The 13038-nt window shown below is 63.3% G+C and carries 9 protein-coding genes; 6 read left to right on the forward strand and 3 right to left on the reverse strand.

The features are described from left to right. The first annotated feature begins 468 nt into the window (after nucleotides 1-468). On the forward strand, nucleotides 469-1560 hold the full coding sequence (locus tag AAAX35_RS06410) for a GGDEF domain-containing protein (protein ID WP_349117111.1): 1092 nt from the start codon (nucleotides 469-471) through the stop codon (nucleotides 1558-1560). Between the two features lie 16 nt (nucleotides 1561-1576). Here the strand turns inward: AAAX35_RS06410 and AAAX35_RS06415 are convergent, their stop codons facing one another. After that, nucleotides 1577-2455 (reverse strand): LysR family transcriptional regulator, encoded by an 879-nt coding sequence (locus AAAX35_RS06415; protein ID WP_324249189.1) that lies wholly within the window; start codon nucleotides 2453-2455, stop codon nucleotides 1577-1579. 233 nt (nucleotides 2456-2688) lie between these two features. Here AAAX35_RS06415 and AAAX35_RS06420 point away from each other — a divergent pair, with 233 nt between their 5' ends. The 4 genes from AAAX35_RS06420 (at nucleotide 2689) to AAAX35_RS06435 (ending at nucleotide 8400) form a co-directional block, all read left to right on the forward strand. Next, nucleotides 2689-3570, forward strand: a complete 882-nt coding sequence (locus tag AAAX35_RS06420) for an SDR family oxidoreductase (RefSeq protein WP_118934451.1) — start codon at nucleotides 2689-2691, stop codon at nucleotides 3568-3570. 65 nt (nucleotides 3571-3635) lie between these two features. Beyond that, on the forward strand, nucleotides 3636-4892 hold the full coding sequence (locus tag AAAX35_RS06425; protein WP_349117112.1) for an MFS transporter: 1257 nt from the start codon (nucleotides 3636-3638) through the stop codon (nucleotides 4890-4892). A 69-nt stretch (nucleotides 4893-4961) separates the two neighbouring features. Then, the gene (locus tag AAAX35_RS06430; protein ID WP_349117113.1) at nucleotides 4962-6002 is read left to right on the forward strand and encodes a Gfo/Idh/MocA family oxidoreductase; all 1041 of its coding nucleotides are present in this window, start codon (nucleotides 4962-4964) and stop codon (nucleotides 6000-6002) included. 250 nt (nucleotides 6003-6252) lie between these two features. Then, nucleotides 6253-8400, forward strand: coding sequence for a Tex family protein (locus tag AAAX35_RS06435; protein ID WP_349117114.1), 2148 nt, complete (start codon nucleotides 6253-6255; stop codon nucleotides 8398-8400). Nucleotides 8401-8624: 224 nt separating this feature from the next. Here the strand turns inward: AAAX35_RS06435 and AAAX35_RS06440 are convergent, their stop codons facing one another. Together AAAX35_RS06440 and AAAX35_RS06445 are read right to left on the reverse strand one after the other, a co-directional pair. After that, on the reverse strand, nucleotides 8625-9329 hold the full coding sequence (locus tag AAAX35_RS06440; protein WP_233543052.1) for a transaldolase: 705 nt from the start codon (nucleotides 9327-9329) through the stop codon (nucleotides 8625-8627). Nucleotides 9330-9522: 193 nt separating this feature from the next. Then, entirely contained in the window at nucleotides 9523-10350 is an 828-nt protein-coding gene (locus tag AAAX35_RS06445) for an HAD-IIB family hydrolase (protein ID WP_349117115.1), read from the reverse strand. 75 nt (nucleotides 10351-10425) lie between these two features. Between AAAX35_RS06445 and rlmKL the strand changes: the two genes are divergently transcribed. Next, the gene (gene rlmKL / locus AAAX35_RS06450; RefSeq protein WP_349117116.1) at nucleotides 10426-12993 is read left to right on the forward strand and encodes a bifunctional 23S rRNA (guanine(2069)-N(7))-methyltransferase RlmK/23S rRNA (guanine(2445)-N(2))-methyltransferase RlmL; all 2568 of its coding nucleotides are present in this window, start codon (nucleotides 10426-10428) and stop codon (nucleotides 12991-12993) included. Nucleotides 12994-13038 lie beyond the last annotated feature (45 nt).

Below are 13038 nucleotides of genomic sequence, written 5' to 3' on the forward strand. Positions count from 1 at the left end.
CCTCTTTCGGGGCAAATCGACTCATCTCAACGACCCAAACACAATGCGCCGCAACGAATAAAGCCTCCGCAGCCACACGAGCTGCGGAGGCTTTATTCATGCCGGCCGGAAACCGTATCCCACTTTTCGGGCCCAAAATGGGATGCCGTTTCCCGCTGGACCCCCTCCGGGAAACGGCATCCCATTTCAAGGGAGTAAACCGGGATGTGATTTCCCCTAACGGCACCTTTGGGAAGCCGCATCCCACTCTAGACGCACAAAACGGGATGAGCTTTCCCATGGTGATCCAAGACCAGAAGCATGTCCGATAGCGCGGCCAGGTCAAGAACAACAAGGCAAGCGTCACGCCAATTTGGACGAGCGTCTGCTGCAGTTTGAGGCTGCTGGCCCATATGGTAGAGTTAACCACCCATGAATTTCAGCACACTGCGTGCTACCTGTTCTTTTGTCATTTAGGGGAGTGAACTTGTGAATACTTCTGTCGCCAAGAAGGCCGGCCAGGCGGTGCGCCTGCTCATGATGGTGCTCACGGCAGTTCTCATCTTCTTCTTCATCAATGTTATGCTGCTCGTCTCCGATATCCAGGGCACGGCGCGTGTGGTCAACTACGCCGGCCTGGTACGCGGCACCACGCAGCGCATCGTGAAGCTCGAGGACGCAGGCCAGTCACAAGACGACCTGCTCAAGGCCGTGGATTCATACATTAACGGCTTGCGCTACGGAAGCGACGACCTCGATCTCGTCCGTCTCGACGACGATGAGTATCAGGCAAAGATGACCGAGCTTGCAAATTATTTTGATGAGCTTTGCACCGAGATCATCCGCGTGCGCGAAGTCGGCTATGAGAACACCGACATCATCGCCATGAGCGAGGAGTTCTTTGGCATTTGCGACGATGCTACGCGACTCGCAGAGGACTACTCTCAGGAGAAGGCGTCGGCGCTCAACTATCTCGAGGGCCTGGTGATCATCGACATCATGGGCTTGGTGGCGACCTTTGCGGTCGAACTTGTTCGCGCGGTGCGAACTGCCGCGCTCAATCGCGAACTGCAGAACAAAGTCTATCTCGACGAAGCCACAGGACTGCCCAACAAGAACAAGTGCGAGGAGGTCTTGGGGCAGGAGCAGCCTGTCTCCGCGGAGGCGCCCGTTGCGGTGTGCGTCTTCGACCTTAACAATCTGCATACGGTCAATAACAGCTTCGGCCACGAGAAGGGCGACGAATACATCCGTTCTTTTGCCCAGCAGCTGGGGCGCGTGGCGTCGGAGACCTGCTTTGTGGGCCGCGACGGCGGCGATGAGTTTATCGCGGTGCTGCGAGATACCGATCGAGCTGCCGTGGAGTCCTGTCTCGCTCGGGTTCGCGCGAACGTGAACGAGTATTCCGAGACTCATCCCGACATGCCTATCAGCTATGCGGTGGGCTATGCGCTTTCCAGTGATTTTGATGAACCGCCTACGATGCGCGAGCTCTTTTCCCAGGCCGACAAGAACATGTACGTCGATAAGAACCGCGTAAAGGCAGCCGAGACAGCCGACCCGCAACGCGAGGACCGCTAAACCCGTCCCAAATGAGCTATTTGAGGAGTTGGGCCATGGCGTTGACGAATTTTTGGACTTGGAGGGTGGGCTCGAGCGGGTAGTGTAGAAAGACCGGCACCTCGCGCCCGCACAGGAACGGCACACCCACAAAGGCCGGGTGCACCCCCGACCATGCGCCGCAGGTGAGCACCGCGTCACCCTTTTCCTCTGCCTCGTTAAAGAGCGCAAAGTCAAAGCTGTCCACGTCGATCACGTCTACGCCGCCGTCGGCCAACAGATCGATACGCAGACTGTCCATAGCGTCGTTGCCGTGACGGAGCACGCGCAGGCGCATGCCCTCCAAGTCGGCAACCGTGATGCGCGTCTTGCGCGCAAGCGGACTCGTGCGCGGCAGGTCGATATAAAACGGCACGTTGACAATGCGAAGCTTTTGGCAGGCGTCGCCCCAGCGCGGGGTAGAAAAACTCGACTGCACCACATCGACCTCGCGGCCCAAGCTGCGCATGACGGTCTCGCGCTCGTCATAGAGGTCGCTTACCGGCACGATCTCAAATCGCAGCGATGGCTCCAGCTCGTGCACGCCCGTCCACATCGAAAGCGTCTGGCGCCCCGGGCACATCATCGACACGCCCAGGCGTACGGCATCGCCATCGCCTGCCGCGCGTCGGGCACGGCGTAGCGCGTCCTCGGACTGCCGCATGATCGAACGTGCATCGTCCACCAGCAGAGCACCTGCCGGCGTCACCTTAACACCAGAATGCGAGCGCTCGAACAGCGTGATGCCGAACTCGGCCTCGAAGCCCGACACCTGCTTGACGAGCGCCGGGGTCGACACGCGCAATTTTGCCGCCGCACGCGAGAAGCTTCCCAGTTCCGCGGCGGCCGATATGGCCTCAAGTCGTCGATCGTACACGTCAATCTCCCGTTTTCGCGCCTGTGGCCACATGATGCCACAGGGGGTTGTTTTCGCAGGTCACGCGCTTAATTGAGAAAAAACTGCATCGCACGGTGTAAACCTACGGTTAACGCCATTCTAACAAATATGCAATTCACCTGCGCAAATGCAAAGCATACGATAACCAGCGAAAACCACGTGGGTCGGTTAATGGGAGCGACCCACCGGGAGGCACAAGAAGGGAAGTTCCTATGAGCAATTGGCTTAAGCTCGAGGGCGATGTCTGCGCCGTGACTGGCGCACTCGGCGGTATGGGCGTCGAGATTTGCCGCGAGTTCGCCCGCAACGGCGCCAACGTCGTCCTGCTCGACCTGGACGAGGAGAAGGTCAAGGCCGCAGCCGCCGACCTCGCCGCCGAGTTTGGCATCCACGCCGAGGGCTACAAGATGAACGCCACCGACGAGGCCGAGGTTCAGGCCGCCGTCGATGCCACCATCGCCGACTTCGGCCGCGTCGACGTCCTCGTCAACACCGCCGGCATCCTGCGCTTCGCCGCCATGGAGGACCTGCCGCTGAGCGACTGGGAGCAGGTGCTCAACGTCAACCTCACCGGTTACTTCATCACCTCGCAGCGCTTTGGTCGCGAGATGATCAAGGCCGGCCAGGGTCGCCTGGTGCACATCTCGACCGTTGCCAGCCACTCCCCCGAGACGTTCTCGGGCGTGTACAGCTCCACCAAGGCGGGCGTCAACATGATGTCCAAGATGCTGGCTGCCGAGTGGGGCCCCTACGGCGTGCGCTCCAACTGCGTCGAGCCCTGCTTCGTTAAGACCCCGATGTCGGCCAACTTCTACGCCGACCCCGAGGTCGAAAAGAGCCGCAGCCGTCTGATCGCCACGCGCCGCATCGGCGAGGTCAGCGATATCGCCAACGCCGTCATGTTCCTGGCGTCCAAGCGCTCGGACTTTACCACCGGCGACGCCATCAAGGTCGACGGCGGCTTCTCCAACATGATGGGCGACCTCACCGCCAAGCCCGGCGGCCGTCGCGCCTATGCCGACAACTACCTTAAGAACAAGGGTGTCGAGCTCTGGTCCGACGAGTCCGGCGTCGCCAAGCCGACTGACCAGTAAACCAACCTGACAGGGAGGCCCGCGGACACGCCCGCTCCTCCCCCGTATCGATTAGAAAGAGTCAAATGGCTTCCAGCAACTCCAACAAGGGTCGCGCCGTCGTGCTTTCCGCCGCGTGCGTCACCATGTTCTTTATCAGCTCCATCGCGCTGTATTCCGTCGTGAGCAAGAACCTGCTCGCCGTCTACCCCGAGTGGTCCAACGCCCTTACCTGGGCCTTCCCGGTCTTTCAGACCATCATGGCCGTAACGGGCATCTTCGCCGGCCGCATCTCCGATAAGATTGGCCCGCGCAACGTCGTGATCGCCGCCGCCGCGTGCTACGGCCTGGGCTGGTTTATGTCCGGCACCGTCACCGAGCCGTGGCAGTTCTACCTGTGGTTCTCGCTCGTCGCCGCCGTCGGCAACGGCCTGGGCTACAACCCGGCGCTCACCACGGGTCAGAAGTGGTTCATCGACAAGAAGGGCCTCGCCTCCGGCATCACCCTGGCCGCTTCGACCGCCGGCCCCGCCGTGCTGTCCCCAGTGCTCGCCTCGCTGCTCATCCCGAGCCTGGGCATCTTTGGCGCCCTTAAGGCGCTCGGCGTCATCTTCTTTGTGACAATCGCCGCCTCTGCCCTGTTCCTGAAGGCCCCCGAGGCCGGCTGGCTGCCCGAGGGCTTCGAGGCCCCCAAGGGCGGCGCGCACGCCGGCACCTTCGGCGACCTCACCCCGGGCGAGATGGTCAAGACCCCGCGTTTCTGGGTCCTCATCGTCACCTTCGCCTTTGCCGCCACCGCGGGCACCCTGCTCGTTGGCAAGGTTGCCTCCATCGCCGCCGTCCAGCTCTTCGCCGACCCCACGAGCGCCGCGGCCGTCGCCCTCGGCGGTGTAGTGGTCTCCGTCAACACCTGCGCCAACCTGGTCGGCCGCCTGTCCTTTGGCCAGATCATCGACAAGCTCGGCGCCTACAAGTCGCTGCTCATCAGCCTTGTCGTCACCATCGTCGCGCTCGTCATCATGTCGATGAGCTTTACACAGAGCATGTTCTTCGTGGCGCTCGCCCTGCTCGGCTTTAGCTTTGGCGCCCTGCTCGTCATCTACCCGCCGCTCACCGGTGGCGCCTTTGGCACCAGCAACATCGGCGTCAACTACGGCATCATGTTTTTGGGTTACGCCGCCTCCACCTGGATCAGCCAGCCCATCACCGCCGTGCTGTATCACGCCGAGGCCGGCAGCGCCGCCTACCAGCAGTCCTTCTACGGCGCCATTGTGATCGCCGCCATCGCCGTCGTGCTCACCGTCTACATGATGGTCTCCGACAGCAAGAAGAAGTTCGCCTAGTTTTACCGATGCGACAAAGGGACAGTCCCCTTGTCGCATTCCACCGGTCACCAGTATTAAGGAGTCGAAATGTCTGAGCTCAACCCCGTCCGCATTGCCGTTATCGGCGCCGGCGCCATGGGCCGCAACCACATCCGCTTTGTCACCGAGGAGCCCGAGGCCGAGCTCGTCGCCATCGCCGACGCCTTTGAGGGCGCCCGCGCCACGGCCGAGGCCGCCGGCGTGCCGTTTTACACCGATCCCGCCCAGATGATGGACGAGGTCAAGCCCGACGCCGTCATCATCGCCACACCCAACGACCTGCACCTGGGCGTTGCCCGCGAGGCTGTGAAGCGCAACATCGTGCCGCTGGTCGAAAAGCCGATCTCCAACGACCTGGAGGATGCCCAGGCCTTTGCCGCCGAGGCCGAGACCGCCGGCGTGCCCGTGCTCGTGGGTCAGCACCGTCGCCACAACCCCTTCGTCAACAAGGCCAAGGAGATCATCGAGTCCGGCGAGCTGGGCAAGCTCACCGTGTCGAGCTTCCACTACATGATCTATAAGAATGACGAGTATTTCGATGTCGAGTGGCGCCGCAAGAAGGGTGCCGGCCCGATCCTGGTCAACCTGGTTCACGACGTCGACCTGCTCCGTTACCTGCTGGGCGAGCCCGTTGCCGTCCAGGGTATGCAGTCCAGCGCCGCCCGCGGTTTTGAGACCGAGGACTCCGCCGTGGTCAACGTCCGTTTTGCCGATGGCGCGCTCGCAAGCATGACCATCTCCGACGCCACCGCCAGCCCCTGGAACTGGGAAGCAACCGCTCGCGAGGATCCGCAGTACCGCCCCTTCGACGCCGACGCCTACTTTATCGGCGGCACTAAGGGCGCCCTGTCGCTGCCCCGCCTGCACCAGTTCTCCTACGACGGCGCCTCCAACTGGCACAAGCCGCTGCAGATGGAGATTCCGGCCGTCGACCCGGCACTGCCGCACAAGATGCAGCTCAAGCACTTTGTGAGGGTCGTCCGCCGCGAGGTCGAGCCCGTCGTAACCCCCGCCGACAACGTTAAGACGCTCACGCTGCTTAACGCTATCAAGGAGGCCGCCGAGACCGGCCAGCTCGTCGAGCTGTAACGCCTTAAGAGCGGGCCGCGGCAAACTCCCCGCCGAGCGCCTTGGTCCGCCACAAATAAGCCCCTCTTCTTCGCCCCGCGAGCAGCCTCCTGCCCGCGGGGCCTTTTGCTACCTTGCCGACGATTTTTCTGGGACGGGGCGGCAAAAGTGGCTAAAAGAGCCCCGTCCCAAAATGACTACTTGGGTGGAGTGGCGGGTGGTATCCTTGGTAGCCCTGTGCTGCAAACGCACCTTAAACGCAAGGAGTCCCATGGATCTTATCGCCCAGCTCGCCCACGAGCTCAACCTTAAGGCCGCCAACATCGAGGCGGCCGTCAAGCTCATCGACGAGGGCAACACCATCCCCTTTATCTCGCGCTACCGCAAGGAAGCCACGGGCGGCATGGACGACGTCGCCCTGCGCACACTCGACGAGCGCCTGTCCTACCTGCGCAATCTTGAGCAGCGTAAAGAGGACGTCATTCTGCTCATCGACGCACAGGGCAAGCTCACGCCCGAGCTCAAGCAGCAGATTCGCGAGGCCACGCAGCTCCAGCGTGTCGAGGACCTCTACAAGCCCTACCGCAAAAAGCGCATGACCCGCGCGCAGAAGGCCCGCGAGGCAGGCCTGGAGCCGCTCGCCAACATGATCATCATGCAGGCCCCGGCCAAGGGCAGCGCACTCGACGCCGCCGCGGCCTACGTCAACGAGGAAGCCGGCTTCGACACGCCCGAAAAGGCGCTCGCCGGCGCGGCGGACATCGTGGCCGAGACGGTGGCCGAAGACCCCGAGAACGTCGCCGACCTGCGCGCCTTTACGCAAAACACCGCCGATATCGTCGTCGAGGCCACCGACCCCGCGGAGAAGACTCCCTACGAGCCGTATTACAGCTATGACGAGCCGCTGCGCCGTATACCCAACCACCGCGTGCTGGCTATCGACCGCGGTGAGCGCGAGGGCAAACTCCGCGTGCGCGTGAACGTCGACGGCGCCGCTGCCACGGCACGCCTCGGCAGCCGTTGGCCCCGACGCCAGGGCGTCTTCGCGCCCGTCTTTGACGCCGCCATCGCCGACGGTTACAAGCGCCTCATGGCCCCCTCGCTGGAGCGCGAGGCCCGCGCCAAGCTCACCGTCCGCGCGCAGACCGAGGCCATTAATGTCTTTGCCAAGAACCTCGAGGGCCTGCTCTCGGCACGCCCCGTGCGCGGCGCCCGCGTGCTCGCGCTCGATCCGGGCTACCGCACCGGCTGCAAGGTCGCCGTCATGGACGAGACCGGCAAGCTGCTCGACCACGGCGTGGTCTATCCCACCAAGCCGCGCCACGACGTCTCCGGCACCAAGCGCGAGCTCGCCCGCCTCGTCAAGAAGGACAGCGTCAACACCATCGTCATCGGCAACGGCACCGCCAGCCGCGAGACCGAGGAAGTCGTCTCGGAGTTCATCGCCGAGCAGGCGCCTGAGCTGCGATACACCATCGTTAACGAAGCCGGCGCATCGGTGTACTCCGCCTCCGAGCTCGCCAGCCAGGAATATCCCGACCTGGACGTCACCGTGCGTGGCGCCATGAGCCTGGGCCGCCGCCTGCAGGACCCGCTGGCAGAGCTCGTCAAGATTCCGCCCCAGTCTATCGGCGTGGGCCAGTACCAGCACGACCTTGACCAGGCCGAGCTTTCGCGCACTCTGGGCCACGTGGTGGAGGACGTCGTCAACCGCGTGGGCGTCGACGTAAATACCGCGAGCGCGAGCCTGCTGGGATACGTATCGGGCATCACGCCGAGCGTGGCCAAGAACATCGTGGCCTACCGCGAGGAAAACGGCGCCTTTACCGATCGCCGCCAGCTTAAAAAGGTCCCCAAGCTGGGGCCCAAGGCATATCTCAACGCCGCGGGCTTCCTGCGCATCAGCGGCGGCAAGAACCCGCTCGACGCGACAAGCGTCCACCCCGAGAGCTACGAGGTGGCCACGGCCGTCCTGGAGCGCGCCGGCGTGGCGGCCAGTGAACTCAGCCGTGGCGGCGTGCCCGATATCGAGCGCCGTCTGGGCAGCATCTCGGCGCTGGCAAGCGACCTGAACTGCGGCACCCTCACGCTCATCGACATCGTCAACGAGCTCAAGAAGCCCGGCCGCGACCCGCGCGACGACGCACCCGAGGTGGTCTTTAGCCGCTCAGCGCTTTCCATCGACGACCTGGAACCCGGCATGGAGCTCAAGGGCACGGTGCGCAACGTCGTCGACTTTGGCGCCTTCGTCGACGTGGGCGTGCACCAGGACGGCCTCGTGCACATCTCCAAACTGGCCAACCGCTTTGTCAAGCACCCCAGCGACGTGGTGCGCGTCGGTGACACGGTCAAGGTGTGGGTCGAAAAGGTCGATCGCGACCGCAAGAAGATCTCCCTCACCATGGTGCAGGGGAAGTAAACCGCCAAAGCAGGGGTACCCCCTGCAGCGACGTGCAAAATCGCGAGTATTCTGCAAATTCCGCCGTTCCGGATGCCCTTCAGAGGCGAAAAAGCAAAAACAGCCCCCGTTTTAGCGTCGTCAGAGCCAAAACGGGGGCCGTTCCATGCTTCGGTTAACTGATAAAGACCTTTACCTTGCTGAATACTCTCAATTTTGCACGTCGCTACAGGGGATACCCTTGCTTACGGCAGAATATGAAAGCCGAGCGAGGCGATATCCTTGGCAAAGCCGCGGACGGTGTCGAGCGAGACCTCGTACGGGTCGCGACCGATGTTCTTCCGCTTGGCCAGGATGCTGTTGGGCACCGTAATGATCTGGCAACCGCAGGCCTCGGCCTGGTAAATGTTGATGAGCTCGCGCGTGGACGCCCACAGGACCTCACAGTTGGGCTTGGCGGCGGCCTTCTTAACCGACTCCGTCATAAACGGAATGGGGTCGACGCCGGTGTCGGCGATGCGGCCGGCAAAGAGCGAGATGATGGACGGCGTCTCGGCGTCAACGGCCTCGACCATCTCATCGACCTGCGTAGGCGTAAAGATGGTGGTGACGTTGACCTTGATGCCGTCGGCGGAAAGCTTGCGGACCAGCTCGGCGGTGGACTCGCCCTTGGTGGTCACGCACGGAATCTTGACGTAGACGTTCTCGGCCCAGGTAGCGATCTCGCGGGCCTCGACCTCCATGGTCTCGACGTCGTCGGCAAAGACCTCAAACGAGACGGATACATCGGTGATGTGGGCCAGGACCTCCTTGGCAAACGCGCGGTAATCCGTCACGCCGCCCTTCTTCATAAGGGACGGGTTGGTCGTGAAACCCTGAACGTTGCCGTTCTCGTACATGTCGAGCATGCCCTCGAGGTTTGCACCGTCAGCGAACACCTTGATTGCCATCTGCCTGATTCCTTTCGTTAGCATACGGCCGATAAACTGCTAAACACTTTACCTACGTTTATCAAGGCGTGAACTGCGGTTTTTTATCTTCTCGGCGAACGGTATAAACACCTCAGTGTTTGGATTGATAAATCGATTGAGCATGCAAAAGCAAAGAGTCGCAGTTTGAGCAAACGTCAGAACGCGGGATTCATTAGATGAGGCCGAAATGCTGCATCGCCGTGACGGTACCGTCGTGTGCGACATCGTCGGTCACGTAGTCGGCGACCGCCTTGACCTCGGGCATGGCGTTGCCCATGGCCACGGCCGTCTCGACCGCAGCGAGCATGCCCAGGTCGTTACCCGAATCGCCGAAGCCAAAGGTGCGCGCGTTGCCGGTGCGACCCAGGTATTCCAGCGCTCGCGCCACGCCCACGCCCTTGTCAATGCCCTTGGGGCTCAGCTCGCGATTCTGACCACCGGTGTTGCACAGCTCAAACTCGCGATCGATAAAGCCGTCATCGTTGGCTACGCGAGCCAGGTAGCTCGCGACGATGCACACCTTGCCCACGCGCAGACTGCCGTCGACGCGCATCTCCTCGGCGGTGTGCACCACAGAAGTGCCGATCAGAGACGACTGCTCAACACCCGCGGGTTCCAGGGCAAAAGTAGCCACGTTGGTCTCGAAAAAGGCCTCAATCCCTGCCGCTGCCATACGGCGCGCAAGCTCCTCGATAACGTCCTCGTCAAAGCAGTCCTCATGCACCACGCGGCCCTCGACCTCGAGCGTCGCTCCCGCCATGGCAACGACACCCGCCGGGTTCAGCGCGCGCAGGCCATCGGCAATCAGCCACAAGGGACGACCCGTGCAGATAAATGCATGGTGTCCCGCGTCGCGCAGACGATGAAACGCCTCGACGACCGCCTGCGAGGGGTGAACCGCCGAAAAGTCCTTGTCGGTCATGTTGTCGGGATCGAACGACGTCAGCGTGCCGTCCACGTCAAAAAAGAGCACGGCGGAATCGGGGCACGCATCAATCATATGGGTTCCTTTCGGGGGCGAGAGTAAACGAAGTATCCATCATATAATGGAGCGACGCAACCAGAGAGGTCACCCATGGAATTTTACGCAAGCTGCCCCGAGGGCTTTGAGTCCGCACTCGCCGATGAGCTTAAACGCCTCGGGCTTTCGCATGTTCGCCGGCTGAAGGGCCGCGCTACATTTGAGGGCGAGCTCGAAGAAGGCTACCGCGCCTGTCTGTGGTCGCGCCTGGCGAGCCGTGTGTTCGTGGTACTCGGGCGCTTTGAGGCGCAGGATGCCGATGAACTGTACGATAGCGTTTACGACATCGCCTGGGAGACCATCATCCGCCCCGGCGCCACCATCGCCATCACCGCCCGCGGCGTGACCGAGCAGCTGCGCAACACGCGCTTCTCGGCCCTGCGCGCCAAAGACGCGCTGTGCGACCGTCTGGCCGAGACCACGGGCCGTCGCGCCGACGTCGATGCCGCCGACCCCGATGTTCACCTGTTGCTTTCGCTGCGTCAGCGCCGCGCGAGCATCAGCCTGGACCTTTCGGGCGACCCGCTGTTCAAGCGTCTGCCGCCCGCTGCGACTCGTGCCGGCGAGGGCGCACACGTGTTGCGCCCCGACTACGCCGCCCTGGTGCTGGCGCAGGTCGGCTGGACCGCACTATGCGAGCGCGAGCTGACGGCCGACGATTACGAAAACGAAGCCCTTCCCACGCTGGTCGATGCCTCGTGCGCCGGCGGCGGTCTGCTGCTGGAGGCCGTGAACATTCTGACCGACCGCGCCCCGGGCGCCGCACGCGAGCGCTGGGGCTTTGAGGGCTGGCAGCTGCACGACGCTGTCCTGTGGGAGCAGCTGCTTGCCGAGGCGCGCGAGCGCGAGGCGGCAGCGCGCGAGCGCCAGGCGCGCATCGTGGCCGTAGACATCGACCCCGCCGCCCGCAAGACTGCCGAGCGCATGGTCAAGTGCGCCGGCTACAAGCGTTTTGTCGACTTTTGTGCCGCCAAGCCCGCCACCGTGCTGGACCATGCGGGCGCCGTCGCCGGTGCCGCCCTGGTCGCGGACACGACCGAGACCCCGCTTTCGCTCATGCACGATGCCATGACGCTCATCGGCGAGCTGCGCCGCGCCCCCGAGCTCGCTTCGGCGCCGGTCGCCGCTCTCACCCGCGACGGCTTGCTGGCCCGCGCGCTCCACGCCGAGCCCGAGCGCTCGATCGCCGTCATGCCCAATAACGAGGAGGCGGCTCTTGAGGTTTGGCCCTCACTCGACCACGCCGCTGCAGCGTTTGAGGCTGCGACCAGCGCGGATGCCGAGGCCGAGGCTGCGGATGCCAACGAAGCCAACGACGAAGCCGCCGCTTCCTCCATGCCCGAACCTGCCGCCACGCTCGACTTGGGCGACGGCAAGCCGCTGCCCGTGCTCATCCCGGAGTCCGAGCAGTTCGCCAACCGCCTGCGCAAGAATGCCCGTCTGCGCCGCAAGTGGGCCAAGCGCGAGGGCGTGAGCTGCTATCGCGTCTACGATGCCGACCTGCCCGACTACTCCGCTGCCATCGACCTGTACGAGGGTTGCCCGCAGACGCCGGGCCGCTGGCTCGTCATCGCCGAATACGCCGCGCCCAAGACCATCGACCCCGCGCTGGCCCAGACCCGCATGCTCGACATCTTGGCCATCGCGCCGCGCATCCTTGATGTTCCGGCCGAGCATGTGCACGCCAAGGCCCGCATGCGTTCGCGTGGCGGCTCGCAGTACGGCAAGCAGGGCGCCGGCAAGGGCGGATCGGGCGAGCGCGCCAACATCGCGCGCCGGCGTCTGCCGCTCATCGAAGAAGGCGGGCTCACCTTTGCCGTCAACTTTGACGACTACCTGGATGTGGGCATCTTCCTGGATCACCGCGTCACCCGCAACCTGGTGCGCGAACACGCCAAACAGGCACGCCGCTTCCTCAATCTGTTCGCCTATACCGGCACCGCCACCTGCTATGCGGCCGACGGCGGCGTCGAGGAAACCGTGACAGTCGACCTTTCCAACACCTACCTGGACTGGGCCGAGCGCAATATGCGCCAGAACGGCTTTGTTGGTCCGCAGCATCATTTTGTGCGCGACGACGTGCTCGCCTGGATTCGCGACCAGCGCCAGACGCGCAACCGCTGGGACTTGATCTTTGTCGACCCGCCCACGTTCTCGAACTCGTCCAAGATGGGCCGCCGCACCTGGGATGTCCAGCGCGACCATGTTGAGCTTTTGGCCGGCGTATCTCGCCTGCTTGCACAGGGCGGACATGCCATCTTTAGCTGCAACCTGCGCGGCTTCCGCCCCGAAACGCGCAAGCTCGCGCGCGCGGGCGTCGTGCTGGAGGACATTACGGCACAGACCATCCCCGAGGACTTCGCGCGCAACCAGAAGGTGCACCACTGCTATATCGTGCGCCGACTGCCCATCGAGGACGCCATGGCCGAGGTCGGCTTTAGCGCCGAGGAGATTGCCGAGCGAACCGAGGAGCTGCGCAACCCCGAGGCGCGCAAGCCTCGTGCAGCAGCGCCCGCGCCCACGCAGGCCGGCAACGGCAAATCAAACTTTGCCGGCAAACCCTCCCCTGCCGGCAAGTCCAAAAAGAAGAAGTTCTACGCCAGCAAGCCCAAGGGCAAATAACAAAGTTGCGGTGGAATACGGACTGTTTTACCTGGAATTAGGCAA

It is taken from the genome of Collinsella sp. CLA-ER-H11, assembly GCF_040092445.1.
Lineage (GTDB): Bacteria > Actinomycetota > Coriobacteriia > Coriobacteriales > Coriobacteriaceae > Collinsella.